General features: G+C 60.1%; 16 protein-coding genes and 4 pseudogenes. 5 read left to right on the plus strand and 15 right to left on the minus strand.

Features of this window, described 5'->3' with window-relative positions; translation table 11 throughout:
* Positions 1-11 precede the first annotated feature (11 nt).
* Positions 12-977: pseudogene (locus Sj15T_RS11510) on the plus strand (IS5 family transposase); the annotation flags it as partial.
* Between the two features lie 179 nt (positions 978-1,156).
* Here the strand turns inward: Sj15T_RS11510 and Sj15T_RS11515 are convergent.
* The 6 genes and pseudogenes from Sj15T_RS11515 to Sj15T_RS11540 all read right to left on the minus strand — a co-directional run.
* A complete protein-coding gene (locus Sj15T_RS11515) occupies positions 1,157-2,890 on the minus strand; it encodes a glycosyltransferase family 1 protein (RefSeq protein WP_013041156.1) in 1,734 nt (577 codons plus the stop codon).
* Positions 2,887-4,008 carry a glycosyltransferase gene (locus Sj15T_RS11520; RefSeq protein ID WP_148225571.1) on the minus strand — a complete coding sequence of 374 codons (1,122 nt, stop codon included), beginning with the start codon at positions 4,006-4,008 and terminating at the stop codon, positions 2,887-2,889. The genes Sj15T_RS11515 and Sj15T_RS11520 overlap by 4 nt, the downstream gene beginning before the upstream one ends.
* 120 nt (positions 4,009-4,128) lie before the next feature.
* Positions 4,129-4,545, minus strand: coding sequence for a DUF4214 domain-containing protein (locus Sj15T_RS11525; protein WP_081440671.1), 417 nt, complete (start codon positions 4,543-4,545; stop codon positions 4,129-4,131).
* A 427-nt stretch (positions 4,546-4,972) separates the two neighbouring features.
* Positions 4,973-5,359: pseudogene (locus Sj15T_RS11530) on the minus strand (transposase); the annotation flags it as partial.
* A 57-nt stretch (positions 5,360-5,416) separates the two neighbouring features.
* Positions 5,417-5,659 (minus strand): annotated as a pseudogene (locus Sj15T_RS11535) (transposase); the annotation flags it as partial.
* Between the two features lie 187 nt (positions 5,660-5,846).
* A pseudogene (locus Sj15T_RS11540) lies at positions 5,847-5,984 on the minus strand (IS5/IS1182 family transposase); the annotation flags it as partial.
* Positions 5,985-6,059: 75 nt separating this feature from the next.
* Here Sj15T_RS11540 and Sj15T_RS11545 point away from each other — a divergent pair.
* The gene (locus tag Sj15T_RS11545) at positions 6,060-6,233 is read left to right on the plus strand and encodes a hypothetical protein (RefSeq protein WP_013041162.1); all 174 of its coding nucleotides are present in this window, start codon (positions 6,060-6,062) and stop codon (positions 6,231-6,233) included.
* 132 nt (positions 6,234-6,365) lie between these two features.
* On the opposite strand, the gene Sj15T_RS11550 is transcribed toward Sj15T_RS11545, so the two are convergent.
* The 3 genes from Sj15T_RS11550 to Sj15T_RS11560 all read right to left on the minus strand — a co-directional run bounded on the left by Sj15T_RS11550 (position 6,366) and on the right by Sj15T_RS11560 (position 9,484).
* Positions 6,366-6,509 carry a hypothetical protein gene (locus Sj15T_RS11550; protein ID WP_013041163.1) on the minus strand — a complete coding sequence of 48 codons (144 nt, stop codon included), beginning with the start codon at positions 6,507-6,509 and terminating at the stop codon, positions 6,366-6,368.
* Between the two features lie 300 nt (positions 6,510-6,809).
* Positions 6,810-7,100 carry a hypothetical protein gene (locus tag Sj15T_RS11555; protein ID WP_148225572.1) on the minus strand — a complete coding sequence of 97 codons (291 nt, stop codon included), beginning with the start codon at positions 7,098-7,100 and terminating at the stop codon, positions 6,810-6,812.
* Positions 7,101-7,153: 53 nt separating this feature from the next.
* Entirely contained in the window at positions 7,154-9,484 is a 2,331-nt protein-coding gene (locus Sj15T_RS11560; protein ID WP_041386079.1) for a GH92 family glycosyl hydrolase, read from the minus strand.
* Positions 9,485-9,705: 221 nt separating this feature from the next.
* On the opposite strand from Sj15T_RS11560, the gene Sj15T_RS11565 reads away from it, so the two are divergent.
* Complete coding sequence (locus Sj15T_RS11565) at positions 9,706-10,629, plus strand: ROK family protein (RefSeq protein WP_253720662.1); 924 nt, start codon at positions 9,706-9,708, stop codon at positions 10,627-10,629.
* On the opposite strand, the gene Sj15T_RS11570 is transcribed toward Sj15T_RS11565, so the two are convergent.
* Complete coding sequence (locus Sj15T_RS11570) at positions 10,622-10,840, minus strand: hypothetical protein (protein ID WP_013041167.1); 219 nt, start codon at positions 10,838-10,840, stop codon at positions 10,622-10,624. The genes Sj15T_RS11565 and Sj15T_RS11570 overlap by 8 nt on opposite strands.
* Positions 10,833-11,051: a hypothetical protein gene (locus Sj15T_RS11575; RefSeq protein ID WP_013041168.1), complete on the minus strand. Its 219-nt coding sequence runs from the start codon at positions 11,049-11,051 to the stop codon at positions 10,833-10,835. Before Sj15T_RS11575 ends, Sj15T_RS11570 begins: the two co-directional genes overlap by 8 nt.
* 21 nt (positions 11,052-11,072) lie before the next feature.
* On the opposite strand from Sj15T_RS11575, the gene Sj15T_RS11580 reads away from it, so the two are divergent.
* Both Sj15T_RS11580 and Sj15T_RS11585 read left to right on the plus strand, forming a co-directional pair.
* Positions 11,073-11,891 (plus strand): class I mannose-6-phosphate isomerase, encoded by an 819-nt coding sequence (locus Sj15T_RS11580; RefSeq protein WP_013041169.1) that lies wholly within the window; start codon positions 11,073-11,075, stop codon positions 11,889-11,891.
* A 43-nt stretch (positions 11,892-11,934) separates the two neighbouring features.
* Complete coding sequence (locus Sj15T_RS11585) at positions 11,935-12,537, plus strand: 5'-methylthioadenosine/S-adenosylhomocysteine nucleosidase (RefSeq protein WP_007682707.1); 603 nt, start codon at positions 11,935-11,937, stop codon at positions 12,535-12,537.
* 251 nt (positions 12,538-12,788) lie between these two features.
* On the opposite strand, the gene Sj15T_RS11590 is transcribed toward Sj15T_RS11585, so the two are convergent.
* From Sj15T_RS11590 to petA, 4 genes are all read right to left on the minus strand, one after another.
* The gene (locus Sj15T_RS11590) at positions 12,789-13,325 is read right to left on the minus strand and encodes an adenine phosphoribosyltransferase (protein ID WP_025160622.1); all 537 of its coding nucleotides are present in this window, start codon (positions 13,323-13,325) and stop codon (positions 12,789-12,791) included.
* 68 nt (positions 13,326-13,393) lie between these two features.
* Positions 13,394-14,242 (minus strand): cytochrome c1, encoded by an 849-nt coding sequence (locus Sj15T_RS11595; protein WP_013041170.1) that lies wholly within the window; start codon positions 14,240-14,242, stop codon positions 13,394-13,396.
* Positions 14,243-14,256: 14 nt separating this feature from the next.
* The gene (locus Sj15T_RS11600; RefSeq protein ID WP_013041171.1) at positions 14,257-15,576 is read right to left on the minus strand and encodes a cytochrome b/b6; all 1,320 of its coding nucleotides are present in this window, start codon (positions 15,574-15,576) and stop codon (positions 14,257-14,259) included.
* Between the two features lie 11 nt (positions 15,577-15,587).
* On the minus strand, positions 15,588-16,169 hold the full coding sequence (petA, locus tag Sj15T_RS11605) for a ubiquinol-cytochrome c reductase iron-sulfur subunit (RefSeq protein ID WP_013041172.1): 582 nt from the start codon (positions 16,167-16,169) through the stop codon (positions 15,588-15,590).
* Positions 16,170-16,288: the final 119 nt, after the last annotated feature.

The following is a 16,288-nucleotide window of genomic DNA, read 5'->3' on the forward strand; positions in this document are numbered from 1 at the left end:
CCCGTTGACAGCTGGTGGCGGCGCTGCGACGCGGCCCCCGGAACAAGGGCGGACGCCCGCCGTTCGATCCGGTGCTGATGTTCAAAATCCTCGTCCTGCAAGCCTTGTATTCGCTGTCCGACGAGGCGACGGAATTCCAGATCAAGGACCGGCTGTCGTTCCAGCGGTTCCTGGGTGTTGGGCTGGAAGGCACCGTGCCCGATGCCACCACGGTCTGGCTGTTCCGCGAGAGGCTTGTAAAAGCCAAGGCGATCGATCGGTTGTTCGCGCGGTTCGATGCCGCGCTCAAGGATCGGGGATATCTGGCCATGGGTGGGCAGATCATCGACGCCACCGTCGTGCCCGCGCCCAAGCAGCGCAATACCCAGGAGGAGAAGACGGCGATCAAGGAAGGCCGTATCCCCAAGGGCTGGAAGCCCGCCAAGGCCCGGCAGAAAGACCGCGATGCGCGCTGGTCGATCAAATATACCAAGGCCAAGGTCAGGGAAGGCGCCGATCCCAAGTCGGCAAAACCAGTCGATCTGGCTATCCCGATGTTCGGCTATAAGAATCATATTGGCATTGACCGGACCCATGGACTGATCCGCACCTGGGATGCGAGCGCCGCCAATGCCCATGACGGGGCGCGACTGCCCGAATTGATCAGCAAGGAGAACACCGCCTCGGGCGTTTGGGCCGATACCGCCTATCGATCGAAGAAGAACGAGGCGTTCCTCGCCAGGGGCATGTTCACCAGCAATATCCACCAGAAGCGCCTGCCCAGGCGGCCGCTGCCCAAACGGATAGCCAGGGCCAATGCAAAACGGTCAAAGGTCCGCGCTGCCGTCGAACACGTCTTTGCCGGGCAAAAGCACCGCATGGGCCTCGTCGTCCGCACCATCGGCATTGCTCGCGCCAGGATCAAGATCGGCATGGCCAACCTGGTCTATAATTTCCAGCGCCTCGCATGGCTCGAAGGCCGAACTGCGCCTGCATGACATGGAATTGGCGGCCAGAACGCAGCCGATACGATGATCACCTCGCCAATACCGCCGAAACGGCGCCCTTCATCACAGCCACCTGTCCCTTCCTACGCCAGCAAACCAAAATCATCCGGTTTTTCGAGGTGTCCAACTGCCCCCAAGGCAGCCAATCAGGCCACTCTGCGCCACCGTCCTCAGGTCGGCCCAAAAGCTCTACGTTTTTCGAGGTGTCCAGATTGGGTTTCAAAGTTAACATTGCTTATAATTATTTTATCAACCGATACCAATAATCCATCAGTTGATTCAAAAACTATTTCAAGATCTTTAATATTTTCGCTATTCTCTATGTTAATATTAATATGACCTTCAAATTCGTCCCCTCTGTGAAAAATAATCTTCTTCGCATTTAGTTCTACCAGGCCATGATTATGCACCACACTGATGTTCAACTCTCCAGCGGCCGTACCTATTTTTTGCATGTCAATCGCGATGCTGTAGGATCCTTTTGCCAAGGGCCAATAAGGACCGAACAAGAAGACGCCCTTGTCCCCGCGAGACCGCATTGCTTCCCCGCAGTGGATACCGCTCATTGTACGCATGTCATATCCTGGAAGGAGAATTAATGGCTTGCTCTCCACAGGACCCAGCGCATCAACCGCATCTTTCACGGCCTTTGCTGTGTCAAACCAAGTTCTCGATTTATAGCCTTTTACGATGGCATCCTCGAGCGCCTTAAGCTCATCTGGGTTTTCAATAAGGCGTAATATTTCATCCGCCCAAGCTTGGGCATTCCAAGGATCGACATAAACGACAAGATCGCCGCCAACTTCGGGTATCGATCCTTGCGCCGATGCAACTACAGCCTTGCCGCAAGCGAGCGCCTCACCGACGGGCAGACCCCATCCTTCATAAAGCGAAGGATAGGCCATAAAGGTAGCATTATGATACAAATAGCTCAGTTCAGCATCATCTACATGGTTCAACTGCACGATCAGGCCATCTGTCAGCGGATCGAGTTCAATATCCTTTAGCAGATCACCAACGCCCCAGCCTGGCATCCCAACGAACACCAATTTAGGCAGCTTATCGGCATGCCCAGCCTTTGCGAGCAGATGATAGGCTCGGTAAAGAACCTCATGGTTCTTTCTACGTTCGATAGTCGACACGAAGAGAATGTAAGGTTTGTCGGCTAACCGACGAATCTGTGTCGATATTTCTCCTTCTGCATCCGGCACCTTATCTCCTAATGGTATCACTACACTAGGTATCTCCGGGGCACCTATGCGGCGGACTAATTCACGATAATCTTTCCGACTCTGATTAGAAATGCAGAGCATGGTAGACGAAGACCATGAGAGCTTTCCAAAGTACTCTTTAAAACCAGCGGCAACATGACCGACGCAATATTGAGGATAAAGAACAGGTATTAAGTCATAACAACAGGCAACAATCCTAATTCCCATACGTTTTTTTAATTCATAGAACTTATCTATATATGAATGATCCCAATCTAAGCCGACCGAAATGAGAACATCGCCATATTCGATGCCGATTGATCCAATATCAGAAAGCCGAGGATATTGGTTAATCGAAGGCTCCCGAGTCTGCGCAACAGGATCATTTGGAGTAGTCGATGCACGATTCCCGCCAAATGCAGGATCTAGAGCATACGTTTTTGGAAAATCTCGTGACCCATCTGGCCATATGACACCTTGTGGTACACTTGAGGCTCCGAAACGCCCCTCAAAGGGCACGAATTCACCATTTTGGAAGACGCATTTGCGAAAACGCTTGCCATAGAGCAACTCTAACTCACGACAAATTTCCTGCTCCACGCGTACAATTCCAACCGCAGCGCGCGTCCAGTTTGCGCTGGTCGTGACATTCATCCAGATGTTAGGCACACGTCCACTACTCATGCCTGTCATGCCGCCTCCAATTCACCAATATTGCGCACTAGGTCGGCAAGCACTTCTTCCCAAAGGACACCCCGCCGCGCTTCCCGCTCATCTCTCGTCAGCGTTATTTTAGGGCGCAGGAAGCCATCCCGTATCGCAGCACAAAAAGATGCTGGATCATCGGCAACAGTTATTCCTTTTGCGTGAGAGAATTCTTCAAATCCTCGCATTGCCTTTGTCGTGGCAACAATATGGCACCCGGCCCAAATCGCTTCTGCCGACTTCAGGTTAGTGCCCCCTCCATGTGTGATTGGAAGTACAATCTGGTGCGCAGTTGCCAACAAGCCACGCAGAACCGATTCACTTACCTCACCGGCATTGACATAAATTTTGTGCATCCCCCCCACTTGGGAGTATTTAGGATCGTGCAGAATATGATGTCCTGCTCCGCCGGCGACGACCATACGACTATCCGGAGGGAAGCACCCTACCCCGTAACCAAACATTTCAAAAAAACCATCCATGTTCGGCGGATGTGCACTGGCACAATATAAAGCGAATTTACGCCCCTCTGTGAACCTGTTGGCCTGTTCGATATCCGTCATGCCCGCAACGCGATCAATCACTCCATTTGGCGCAAGGATGGGGTGACGATCAGTATAAGAAGCCGTCCAAGCCAGGTCGCCATCTGACACACAGAAGGTCTGGACTACCCCCTTTATTGCTTCTATCTCGCAATCGCGCACCTTCTCGCGACAATCGCGAGCGATCTTCTCACCGAAATGATAGGCCGCCATTCCATATTTGAGTTGATGCTCAATATTCTGGGAGCCATAAACAAGCCGCGCCTGCCCCTTACATACTCTGTTGTTGTATCGTTGCGCGAATGCAAACATCCAAGGCTGCTCACAGAAAAGCACATCAGGCTTGACCGGAATGATCTTGGCCAATGCATCAAAATATACATCATTCGTAGAAAAGAGCCGTCCGATAGCCCAGTCTTCCATCAAACTGAGGTGCGGGGCAACAGTAGACAGCGCCTGATTTCCTGGAAACTTCACAAAATAGCGCGATGCAGGATAGACTGGACTGCTTGAAACACCGGCAGAATAGACCTCATGACCCGCCCTCTCAAGCAGATCGACCACGTTCCGGAGACGATGCTGCCCACCATGACGTGGCTCATCAATAGGATATGTACTCAAACATACTATCTTCACGAAGATCTCCAGAATTCGCCCATCAATACCAAGTGCAGTTGGTAGACTTTATTTTCTTTGACTGCCCTGCGAGATTCGGTAAATATGATTTTCAAGAGCACGCATATCTTGCCGAAAAGATTTTATACGACAGCAAAAAGAAAATATTTCTATTATTGTTCCAAATACTGGAATATTTTTCAATATTCTTGAAATATTATATGCATTCATACCTTCAAGCATTACGCCAGTCTGACGAGACTCAGTAGAGCGAGCGATATCGCGCAAAACTTGATATCTACTCCCCCCTTTTCGAATGATCGATAGGTACTTCTGCAATCCCACCGGATCTGGCTCCCTAAGAAGCAATTTAAGATATACTTCCTCGACAAATTCCTGATCGTGAAATTCAAAAAAATATGATGAATGAATTTTTAATGTATGATGGTTTTCTTTATATCTAACTTGCTCCACAATTCTCGTCATACGTCCATTCCTGCGCTCGATCTGAATTTTACTGTTTAAACAGGATCGAGAACGATATTTGACCCATATCTTCGATGGAAACGGTGAAAAAATAAATCGTTCTGACCTCAAATGACAAAACGTGTCGCCACCTAATGCCTCTAAATGGGCTACCTCTGGCACAATCGGACCCCTTCATCAACTGGGCACCTCGAAGAACCGGCTGATCCGAAGCACGATGTCAATCGGCGTCGAAACGGGGCTCTGACTTGAAGTGGGCCCCTGGGGTCGGACAGGTGGGACCAGAGTGAATGAGGTGGTGCCGGAAATCTGGACAGGATGTTAAGCTCATCCCGACCTGAGGAATGGACGGGAATGAAGACTACGAGAAAGCGTTACAGCGCGGAGTTCAAAGCGAAGGTGGCGATGGCGCCTTCGGAGATGGTTACAGCTCGCGCAGATGGCCGGTGATCTCTCGCGTGCTCGTGCCGCGCGCGTACATCGAGATGATCTTGTCGTCGAAGCCGGGGAAGCGACGCTGGTATTTGGCGATCAACTGCGGATCGAAACTACTGGCCCGATCGCGTGGCACCTCGATCTCGATCCGACCGCTGTCGGTCGTCACCGTCTTGCGACCATAGCCATTGCGGTTGTTGCCAACCTGGTCGTCACGCCCGAGATGATGATCCATCTCCGCATTGAGCGCCCGTTCGGCAAAAGCCTTCTTCAGGGAATCGAGCAAGCCGCCTTGGCTGAGCGCCGCCGCCGCGTCAGTGCCGGCCAGCAGTCGGTCGAGGATGTCGTTCGGTATCGAGGGTTCTTTCCGTCGTGACATACTGGGTCTCCTTGTTGCCCATTATGCCTCGCCGCACACGGAAATCCTGACAGTCCCTTCGATCTCGATCCGTCCCCCGTCGGTCGTCACCGTCTTGCGGCCATAGCCGTTCCGGCTGTTAGCCCCCTGATCCTCCTGGCCAAGATGGTGATCCATCTCTGCGTTGAGGACCCGTTCGGCAAATGCCTTCTTCAGGGAATCGAGCAAGCCGCCCTGGCCGAGCGCCGCCGCCGCGTCAGTGCCGGCCAGCAACTGGTCGAGAATGTCGTTCAGTACCGAGGGTTCTTTCCGTCGTGACATACTGGGTCTCCTTGTTGCCCATTATGCCTCGCCGCACACGAAATTCCTGACAGTCCCCGACGGTGGCGCCGATAATCTGCCCATCCATGACCAGAGAGCCTCGATCCTTGACCGATCCGCCGTATACGTTGAGGCAGACCGATCAACAGCCATGTGAAACCTCTTGCAGTGGGGCGGGCCATACGTTGAACATCAGCACCGGATCGAACGGAGGTGGCCCGCCCTTATTACGAGGGCGGCGGCGTAGCGCGGCCACCAGCGGTCCCCGGAATAGCTCAAAGTCCACCACCGCCGACAGCTTCAACGGATCGCCCACCGCGCTCAGAGCCTCGTATCGGTCCGAAAGATCAAAGAAACTTGGCTACGCTGCCATCGCCGCCCCCTCCAGGACACAACGATAATGAATCAGGCCAACGCATCAAATGCCAGGTTTTTCGAGCTGTCCACCTTGTCGGTATCGCCAACTTTCTGGTCGAGGATCGTCGCTACCCGCTCGCGGGACAACGGCAAAGGCTGTCTCGAGCGTCTCGTTTCCGACGATGTCGCGGTCGATGTCGCGATCGAACCGGCCTAACTAGGTCCGCAGTTTCCGCCAACTTGACGCCGTGCTTCCTTACCAACCGATCGAGCCATTCAATGCCGGGCATCAACAGGTGGCTGTCGGCGGGATGGTCAATCGCCTTGGTCTGCACGGTCGTGTCCACCGTCACCCGTTCGCAGGCCTGAGCGTTTCGGTCAGCAGCCGCAGCTCCAGCTTGGCAGGGCCAATCCGCCTCCACCAGTGCGTCATCGATGATCGGTCGAGCGGCAGCTTGTCGCGGAAGTACTGCTCACCGCAGAAGAACTGCATGTACGCATTCTCCACCCAGCGGGCTCAGATAGCCTCGTCCGACAGGCCTCATCGAAGCGCGACCAGTCGATCAACCCCGCCAATTTCACCAGCGCGTGCGTCATGTCGATCATGTTGTCGAGCTGGCTGCGGAACAGCTCATCGCTGCGTGTGGCGGGCTTCTTGGGAGGCATCGGCGAACCTCATCCTGTCGTCCAGCCCAATGAATCACGACCCGATTTCCAAGGGAAGAGTCCACGCGCACGGGCGCGCAAAATTACGAGATTTTCGTCGGATTTCCCCAGAACCTTACGATTTCGATTACTTGGAGTTCATGAAAAACCACGTATCCCTGGGGCCTTCAGCGTTTTTCACGGACGACGAGCTGGTAACCGGCAGGAGGTGGGCACGCTCGCCGTGCTTCAGATTGCAACCAGAGTGGAAACAGTCGCCGACATCAACTATCTTGGCAACCGAGGCGGTCGTTCCCGGCAGGCCGGTCACGAAGAAAGTTGATCTGATGACGGATTTGGGCAAATCTTGGGCAAGCACTTCCTGCGACTGCCATACCGTATTGATTTCACAATCAGAAACCCCCTCCTCCCACCGCATTGACATCGCAGGGGTCGCACGTTCAACCTCCTGTTGTTGAAACTCTACGCCTGTCACCGGCCGATGGGTACAGTGGAAAGCGAATAAGGCCGGGTTCCCGCTCCCGCCCCCCATTTCCGGTTCGGCTTTGCCTGCATGGTGAAGCGTAACGTCCCGCCCTTGCGAATCTCCCCGTCCGCGATCCAGCTCCGCCGCAGCGGCCGTCCGTTTAGTTCGACCGCACCTACATAAACATTGGCGTCGGACAGATTTTCCGCCTCCACCGTGAAACGCTTGCCGTTGGGAAGCGTCAGTACCGCGCGTCGGACGAAGGGGCGACCGATGACATATTGGTTCGACCCCGGCGTGACGGGATAGAAGCCCAGCGCCGTGAACAGCAGCCAGGCCGACATCTGCCCCAGATCGTCATTGCCCGACAGCCCGTCGGGTGTCGGCTTGTACTGGCTCTCGACGATCTGCTTGAGCCGCGCCTGCGTCCGCCAGGGCGCGCCCGCATAAGCGTAGAGATAGGCGACATGATGGCTGGGTTCATTGCCGTGGATATATTGGCCGATCAGCCCGGCAATATCCTCGGCATGGCTGTAGTCGAGCTTCGACATGTCATATTCGAACATGGCGTCGAGCTTAGCGATCGCCCTGGCATCGCCGCCCAGCAGGCGGAACAGCCCCGCCTGATCCTGCGGTACGAACCAGCTATATTGCCACGCATTCCCCTCCGTATAATCCGAACCATAGTTGATCGCGGTCGGATCGAACGGGGTGCGAAAGCTGCCGTCGGCCTTGCGCGCCCGCAGCCAGCCGGTGCTGGCGTCGAAGCTGTTGCGCCAGTTGCCCGAACGGGCCAGGAAGCGCTGGGCCACGTCGCCGCGCCCCATGGCCTGCGCCATGCGGGCTATGGTCCAGTCGTCAAATGCATATTCGACGGTCTTCGATGCCGCCTCCGGCTCCCGGTCGATGGGCACATAGCCCAGCTTCATATAGTCGCCCAGCCCGCCATAGGGCGCATGGTCCGCGCTGGCGACCATGGCGGTCAGCGCCTTGTCCGCGTCGAAGCCCCTTATGCCCTTGAGATAGGCGTCCGCGATCACCGGCACAGCATGATAGCCGATCATCGTCCATGTCTCCCGCCCGGCGAACTGCCAGACCGGCAATATGCCGTGCGGGCTGTGGTCCCGGCTGGCGATCAGCGAGTTGACGACGTCGGAGGTCGTCCTTTCCGGCTGGACCAGCGTCAGCAAGGGATGTTCGGCCCGGAACGTATCCCATAGCGAGAAGGTGGAGCGGAAGGTAAAGTCCTTCGCCACATGAACCTGATCGTCCGGCCCGCGATAGCGCCCGTCGATGTCGCTCCAAATGCTGGGCGCCAGCAGCGTATGGTAGAGCGCGGTGTAGAGATTTCTGAGCATCGGCTCCGGCGCATCCATCTTCAGCCGCCCGAGCGCCTGCCGCCATGCGTCCTCGGTTCTCCTCCTGACGGTGTCGAAACCCGCGCCTTCGGCATCGAGATTGGCGATGGCCCCGCTTTCGTCCACCCCTGAAAGCGCGACCTGGACCTCCAACGGGCCATGGAGCCTGCCGAAGTCGAGCCTTGCCTCCAGCGCCTTGCCCAGCTTCTCGGCCAGCGCGTCGCTGCCCCGCCCCGGCGCCTGGAAGCCTTTATAGGGAACCGCCTGATCCCGGTCGATGAAGGCATGGTCCTTCAGCGGCGCGGAAAAGCGCATGGCGAAGAACAGCTTGCGGCCGGCCGCCCATCCCCGCGTCTCGCGAAATCCGGTCAGCGTGCCGTCGGGGTGCAGGTGCAGCCCGGACCAGAGGATCTTGCCCGGATAATCGTAAAGAGAGGAGCGCAGGTCGATCAGCAGATGCGCCTCCTGCCCCGCCGGAAAGGCATAGCGGTGAATGCCCACCCGCTCGCCCGCGGTCAGTTCGGCGCGGATGCCGCTGTCGGCCAGCGTCACGGCGTAATAGCCGGGCTTCGCCGTCTCGCTGTCGTGCGAGAAGCGCTGGCGATAGCCGGAGCCCGGCCGTTCGGGATCGCCCGGATCGAGCCGGACCGCTCCGGCCTGCGGCATCACCAATATGTCGCCCAGGTCGGAATGGCCCGCGCCGGAGAAATGGGTATGGCTGAACCCCTGGATCGTCGAATCATGATAGCTGTAGCCCGCCGCATGGGCATAGCATTCGCGGATCTGGCAGGTCGCATCGGTGTCGGGCGAAAGCTGGACCATCCCGAAGGGCGCGGAGGCTCCGGGAAAAGTGTGGCCTTCGGGGCCGGTGCCGATCAGGGGATCGACGAAGGCCAGCGGATCGGCAGGCATCTGTGCGGCGAGCGGCCAGGCGGAAGCCGCCAGCAGCAGCGCGCAGAGGAACGACGTCCCCCTCATCGGACGGCAACCATGGAAGGATTGAAGCATGGTTTTTGCCCGATCATGATCCATTATCTCCCTATCATCGGCTTGCGCCGTTTCGCGCCCTGCCCTGTTCTTCCCGCCCTGACAGCGGCCGGCAATGGAAAAGCCGCCATCCCCTTGCACAAATGTCGAATAAGGCCGCAAATGACGGTGGGCGCGGAACTTGCGGGGTGCGGCCTTGTGATGGGACGGCGATGACGGATGCTGAACCGATGCTGGCGGGAATCGAACTGGGCGGGACCAAGGTGCAGGTTCTCCGCGCACGCGGCACGACGGTTTGCGACCGGGAGACGATAGCGACCACGACGCCGCGGGAAACGCTTTCCAGGGTCGTGGCGGTGCTGGAACGCTGGCATGCGCAGGCTCCGATCGCGGCGATCGGGATCGGCAGCTTCGGCCCGATTCGGCTCGATCGCCGCGCGCCCGATTTCGGCGTCATGCTGCCGACGCCCAAGCCTGGCTGGGCGGGCGCGGACATATTCGGCACGCTGACCGCGCCCTTCGATTGTCCCGCGATGATCGACACCGACGTCAACGGGGCCGCCCTGGCGGAGCTGCGCTGGGGCGCGGGCGCGCGGGGGGAGGCGCCATCCGACAGCCTGTGCTATATCACCATCGGAACCGGCGTGGGCGGAGGGTTCGCGTTCAACGGCCATACCGTGCACGGCGCCATGCATCCGGAAATCGGCCATATCCGCGTCCCGCGCGCTCCGGGCGATGGCTTTGCGGGCTGTTGCCCCTTTCATGGCGACTGCATAGAGGGCCTGGTGTCCGGACCGGCGCTCGCCCGGCGCTTCGGCATGCCGGGCCATGAGATCGATCCCGCCGACCCGCGATGGGACGATGTCGCCAGCGACATCGCCCATCTGGTCGCCACCATCCTGCTCGGCACCTCGGCCCGGCAGGTGCTGATCGGCGGCGGCGTGGGCATGGGTCGGGCCGACCTGCTGGAGCAGGTCCGCCGGAAGGTCGTCGCGCTGCTGGGCGGCTATCTGCCCCATGTCGACCAGGCCGGCGTCGGCCGGATCGTTACCACGCCGCTGCTGGGCGATCAGGCCGGCCCTCTTGGCGCGCTCGCCCTGGCCATGGATGCGCTGGCGGGCGAGAGCGTCAGTTGACGCCCCTCCGCCGGAGCAGCAGCGGCAGCACCATCATCGGCGCGACCATGGCGATCACGCCGGCGACCAGCAGGTCGTCGACCCACCGATAGGCCGTGGCGAAGAACATCAGGAACGCCGCCGTCGCCAAAGCGGGCAGGATCAGGGCAGCCATCCGGCCCTCCAGCCGCGGCCACATCCGCCGGCGGAGCGTGCCGATCACGTCATTCATGGGGCACCGGCCGTTTCATGTTCCGATCCTCGTCGAACAGATTGGTTGCATATAGCAACTGAAGAACGAACTTCCAGACGGGAAGATCGATACGGACCGTTTCCGATTCCGGCGGGAAGGACGATGCCGTGGCGATGTCGCGCCCCCCTTTCGCCGACCGCCTGCCCGATATTCCTCTCCTTTCCGGATCGAGGCTCTTGCCTGCCGGCAACGACCGTTCATAAGGAACCGCATGACCACGACCCGCCTGCTTGCCCATAGCGTCGAAAAGCCCTGGGGCCGCGTCGACATTCCGTCGGCCGTCGCGCCGTCCGATGGCCGTCGCATCGGGGAAATCTGGTTCTCGCCGCCGGAAGGAGGCGCAGGCCGGCCCTTGCCGCTGCTGGTCAAATATATCTTCACCAGCGAAAAGTTGTCGGTGCAGGTCCATCCCGATGATGCGCAGGCGCGGGAGCGCGGACTGGCGGGCGGGAAGTCGGAATGCTGGTACATATTGGATGCGGAACCCGATGCGCGGCTGGGCATCGGCCTGACCCGCGACCTAACGGCGGACGCCCTGCGCGCCGCAGCCCTCGACGGCAGCATCGAAGCGCTGATGGACTGGAAGCCGGTGCGCGCGGGCAGCTTCTATTATATTCCCGCCGGCACGGTTCATGCCATAGGCGGCGGCGTGACGCTGGTGGAAGTGCAGCAGAACAATGACGTGACCTATCGCCTCTACGATTATGGCCGGCCCCGCGAACTGCATTTGGAGGAGGCGATGGCGGTCAGCATGGCGGCCCCCTACGCCCTGCCCGACAGGGCGGTCCCGATCACGGCTGAGGAAAGGCTGGTTGCGGGCGGCGACGCGCCCTTCATCCTGGACCTGGTGCAGGGCAAGGCGGAAAGCCGGCAATGGATAGAGGAGAAGATGGCCTGGTTCATCCCGCTGGCCGGCGCCGGCGCGATCGACGGCGAACCGTGGCGCCGGGGCGAATGCTGGCTGATCGAAGGGACGACCGCGCTGACCATCGATGACGGGATGAGCGCGCTGCTCGCCCGCCTGCCTTGACCTGACATCGGCCGATCTGGGGGATTTCATGCCACGGGGAGAAATGATCGCGGACAAGCGGGTTCTGTTCGTGATGGCGGTAGAGGCCGAATATGGCCCTCATCTCAGGGCCCGTTTCGATCCGCTGATGATCGGCGTGGGTCCGGTGGAAGCGGCGCTCAACACCGGCCTCGCGCTCCAGCGGCTGGATCAGGACGGCGCGCTGCCCGACCTGGTCGTTTCGCTGGGGTCGGCGGGATCGCGCACCTGCACCCTGGGGGAGGTCTATCAGGTCGCCAGCGTCTCCTGGCGGGACATGGACGCTTCCCGCCTGGGCTTTCCGAAGGGCGTGACCCCCTTTTCCGACCACCCGGCCGAAATAGCGCTGCATGTGCCGCTGGAACTTCGCGCCGCCCGGCTGTCGACCGGGGCGAACATCGTCGGCGGGGAGGATTATGCCGCGATCGACGCGGACATGGTCGACATGGAGAGCTTCGCGGTCGTCCGCGCCTGCCAACGCTTCGGCGTTCCCGTGATGGGCCTGCGCGGCATTTCGGACGGGCCGGGCGAACTGGCGGACATGCTGGGGTGGACCCAGTTGCTGGCGCTGCTGGACGAGCGTCTGGCGCAGGCGGTGGATATGCTGGAGGGAGCGCTCGGGCGCTGAGGAGATGCGGTCGTCCGGGGGTGCAATGGGTAGGAAGCAGACGTTCCCCCTCCCGCCTGCGGGAGGGGGGCTAGGGGGTGGGCCGGCGCGACATCCGCGTTGTTTTGCAACGGCTAAGCCGGAAGCTCCCCCGGATCAAGTCCGGGGTCGCGCCCACCCCTAACCCCTCCCGCCTGCGGGAGGGGAATGTCCTGGATTGGCCCCGTTGAGACCTCACTCCCCTTTATCTAAGGCGGCTGACCCGAACCTGGTCAATGCCCCTCAAAGGCGATGATCGCTGCCGATGCGACGCCGTCCGCTTCCAACGCGGCCATGCCGCCCAGATCGGGAAGATCGATGGCAAAGAGCGCCATCAGCACCGTCGCGCCCTGCTCCCGGATCAGTTGCGCCGCCGCCAGCGCGGTTCCGCCGGTCGCGATGAGGTCGTCGACCAGCACCACCCGCGCCCCATCGGGAATCTGCCCTTCATGCAGTTCCAGCCGGTCGGTGCCATATTCCAGCACATAGTCGATGCCCACCGTCTTGCCGGGCAGCTTCCCCTTCTTGCGCACCGGCACGAAGCCCACCCCCAGCGCATGGGCCAGCGCCGCCCCCAGGATGAAGCCCCGCGCCTCGATCCCGGCGATGAAGGCCGGGTCGAGCGGCCGCGCCGCCGCCGCCATCCGTTCGACCAGTTCGGCGAGTCCGGCGGCGTCGGCCAGCAATGTCGTGATGTCCCGGAACTGGATGCCGGGCTTGGGGAAATCGGGGATCGTGCGGACCAGGGCCGCCAGGCTGTCAGCGCTCATCTTCGCCCTCATAAGAAAAGGGGGCCCGGTTTCCCGCGCCCCCTTCGATGTTCCGTTTCAGGCCCCGATCAGGCGGCCTTTTTCTTGTCCGCCCAGATATTCTGGTAGGCCATGTAAGCCAGGCCCGTCGCGATCAGCAGGAAGAAGATCGTCGCCAGGCCCGCGCGGCGGCGGTTTTCCAGCTTGGGTTCGGCGGTCCAGGTCAGGAAGGCCGCGACGTCATGCGACATCTGGTCCACCGTCGCCTTGGTGCCGTCGCCATAGGTCACCTGCCCATCGGCCGTCAGCGGCGGCGCCATGGCGAGGTTCAGGTTGGGGAAATAGGGGTTGTAGTGCAGGCCCTCCGGCGTCTTGGCGTCCGGAAATTCCTTCAGCAGCTCGGCCGGCTGCGCCTGGAAGCCCGTCAGCAGCGAATAGACATAGGCGCTGCCATGATGGCGGGCCTTGGTCATCAGCGACAGATCCGGCGGGATGGCATTGTTGTTCGCCGCCGCGGCCGCGACATTGTTCGCGAAGGGCTTGGGGAAATAATCCGCCGGGATCGGATCACGGGTCGACATTTCGCCCGTCTTCGGATCGACGTCGGGGGTCTTGATCGCCCACTGCTTGGCGATCGCCTTGATCTCCGCCTCGTTATAACCAATGCCCTTGAGGTCGCGGAAGGCGACGAACTTCAGGCTGTGGCAGGCCGAGCAGACTTCCTTGAACACCTGGAAACCGCGCTGGAGCTGCGCCTGGTCGTACTTGCCGAAAGGCCCGTCGAACGAGAAGGACACATGCTTGGGGTTGAGGTGGAACTCATGCTCCACCGTCTTCGCCGGCGGCTCGGTGACGAAGGCCACCGCGCCCACCAGAAAGGAAACCAGCAGCCAGCCCGCGAAGAAGAGGCCGACAAGAAATGCGCCGATGCGTATCATTAGTCTTATCCCCCTTAACCGGCGTGCGACGGCTGCGGATCGCTGCCCATGCCCGGAAGCGCCTCCCGCTCCCCTTCGATGACGTCGCGGCCAAGCACCGCCTCCGTGATCGAATTGGGCAGCGGCAGCGGCTTTTCAAAGCGCGAGATCAGCGGCAGGATGATCAGGAAATGGGCGAAATAATAAGCCGCCGCGACCTGGGAGATCATCACATAGGGCTCCTCCGCCGGCGCGCCGCCGCAATAGCCCAGGATCAGCACGTCGATAATGAGGATCCAGAAGAACTTTCTGAAGGTCGGCCGGTAATTACCCGACCGCACCGGAGAGGTGTCGAGCCAGGGCAGGAAGAAAAGCAGCAGGATCGACGCGAACATCGCCAGCACGCCCAGCAGCTTCGCCGGGACGAAGAAGAAGTCCACGGTAAAGGCGCGCAGGATCGCGTAGAAGGGCCAGAAATACCATTCAGGCACGATATGCGCAGGCGTCGAGAGCGGGTTAGCCTCGATATAATTGTCCGGATGGCCCAGATAGTTGGGCGCGTAGAACAGCAGGATCGCGAACAGGATCAGGAACACGCCCGCCCCGAAACCGTCCTTCGCCGTATAATAGGGGTGGAAGGGCACGGTGTCCTGCGGACCCTTCACTTCCACGCCGGTCGGGTTCGAGGAACCCGGAATATGCAGCGCCCAGATGTGCAGGATCACGACGGCCGCGATCACGAAGGGCAGCAGGAAGTGCAGCGAGAAGAAGCGGTTGAGCGAGGCGTTGCCGGGGGCGAAACCGCCCAGCAGCCATGTCTGGATCGGCTCGCCCACGACGGGGATCGCGCCGAACAGGCCGGTGATCACCTTCGCGCCCCAATAGCTCATCTGCCCCCAGGGAAGCACATAGCCCATGAACGCGGTCGCCATCATCAGCAGGAAGATGACGAGGCCGAGCAGCCACACCATCTCGCGCGGCGCCTTGTAGGAACCAAAGAACAGGCCGCGGAAGATGTGCAGATAGACGACGATGAAGAAGAAGCTGGCGCCGTTGGCATGGGCATAGCGCATCAGCCAGCCCGCGTTCACGTCGCGCATCGTCTGTTCGACGGTGCCGAAGGCGACCAGCGTGTTGGCGCCGTAATGCATCGCCATGATCACGCCGGTGACGATCTGGATCACCAGCGCCAGCCCGGCCAGGACGCCGAAGTTCCAGAAATAGTTGAGGTTGCGCGGCACCGGATAACCGGCGCCCACGGCATTGTAGACGAGGCGTGGCAAAGGCAGCTTCTCGTCGATCCACTGCATCGCGGGATGCTTGGGAGTATAATGTTCAGCCCATGGAAAGCTCATGACAGTCCCCCTCAACCCACGAGAATGGCGGTGTCGGAAGTGAAGCTGAACTTCGGCACTTCCAGGTTCTTGGGCGCGGGGCCCTTACGGATGCGGGCGGCAGTGTCGTAGGAAGACCCGTGGCAGGGGCAGAAATAGCCGCCATATTCGCCCTTGTTCTCGCCCTCGCCCGCGCCCAGCGGCACGCAGCCCAGATGGGTGCAGACGCCCATGGTGACCAGCCACTGCTTCTTGCCGTCGACGGTGCGTTCCTCCAGCGTCTGCGGATCGCGCAGGCTGGCCGGATCGACCTTGTCGGCTTCGGCGATTTCCTTGTCGGTCAGGTGCCGGACGAACAGCGGCTGCGACCGGAAGGTGGTCTTGATCGCCTGGCCCGGCTGGATGGCGGACAGGTCGACCTCCGTCGAAGCCAGCGCCAGCACGTCGGCGCTGGGGTTCATCTGGTCGACCAGCGGTATGACCACCGCGACCGCCCCCACCCCGGCAAAGCTCACCGCGGCGATGTTGATGAAATCGCGACGACGCACGCCGTCGCCGCCGCCTCCACCGGAGACGGCCGCCCCCTCACTCTCCACATGTTCAACGATCGCCATGCACTTCAACCCTTGCAAGAACGTCCCTGACCCCGCCGCATTGCCCATTTATGGCTATGGTATCGGGAGAGCCGCGGCGCCCAAGCAGAAGGGCGCGCCTTTCCCCCGGGCGCGATTTG

Origin of the sequence: Sphingobium sp. TA15 (assembly GCF_037101235.1) — a bacterium.
Lineage (GTDB): Bacteria > Pseudomonadota > Alphaproteobacteria > Sphingomonadales > Sphingomonadaceae > Sphingobium > Sphingobium indicum.

What these genes read in the sequence shown, in the direction of transcription:
- petA (WP_013041172.1), bottom strand. Translation starts at nt 16,169, where the DNA reads ATGGCGATCGTTGAACATGTGGAGAGTGAGGGGGCGGCCGTCTCCGGT.
- Sj15T_RS11585 (WP_007682707.1), top strand. Translation starts at nt 11,935, where the DNA reads ATGATCGCGGACAAGCGGGTTCTGTTCGTGATGGCGGTAGAGGCCGAA.
- Sj15T_RS11565 (WP_253720662.1), top strand. Translation starts at nt 9,706, where the DNA reads ATGACGGATGCTGAACCGATGCTGGCGGGAATCGAACTGGGCGGGACC.
- Sj15T_RS11555 (WP_148225572.1), bottom strand. Translation starts at nt 7,100, where the DNA reads ATGCGGTGGGAGGAGGGGGTTTCTGATTGTGAAATCAATACGGTATGG.
- Sj15T_RS11600 (WP_013041171.1), bottom strand. Translation starts at nt 15,576, where the DNA reads ATGAGCTTTCCATGGGCTGAACATTATACTCCCAAGCATCCCGCGATG.
- Sj15T_RS11545 (WP_013041162.1), top strand. Translation starts at nt 6,060, where the DNA reads ATGAATCAGGCCAACGCATCAAATGCCAGGTTTTTCGAGCTGTCCACC.
- Sj15T_RS11590 (WP_025160622.1), bottom strand. Translation starts at nt 13,325, where the DNA reads ATGAGCGCTGACAGCCTGGCGGCCCTGGTCCGCACGATCCCCGATTTC.
- Sj15T_RS11595 (WP_013041170.1), bottom strand. Translation starts at nt 14,242, where the DNA reads ATGATACGCATCGGCGCATTTCTTGTCGGCCTCTTCTTCGCGGGCTGG.
- Sj15T_RS11580 (WP_013041169.1), top strand. Translation starts at nt 11,073, where the DNA reads ATGACCACGACCCGCCTGCTTGCCCATAGCGTCGAAAAGCCCTGGGGC.
- Sj15T_RS11515 (WP_013041156.1), bottom strand. Translation starts at nt 2,890, where the DNA reads ATGACAGGCATGAGTAGTGGACGTGTGCCTAACATCTGGATGAATGTC.
- Sj15T_RS11560 (WP_041386079.1), bottom strand. Translation starts at nt 9,484, where the DNA reads ATGAGGGGGACGTCGTTCCTCTGCGCGCTGCTGCTGGCGGCTTCCGCC.
- Sj15T_RS11525 (WP_081440671.1), bottom strand. Translation starts at nt 4,545, where the DNA reads ATGACGAGAATTGTGGAGCAAGTTAGATATAAAGAAAACCATCATACA.
- Sj15T_RS11550 (WP_013041163.1), bottom strand. Translation starts at nt 6,509, where the DNA reads ATGCAGTTCTTCTGCGGTGAGCAGTACTTCCGCGACAAGCTGCCGCTC.
- Sj15T_RS11570 (WP_013041167.1), bottom strand. Translation starts at nt 10,840, where the DNA reads ATGAATGACGTGATCGGCACGCTCCGCCGGCGGATGTGGCCGCGGCTG.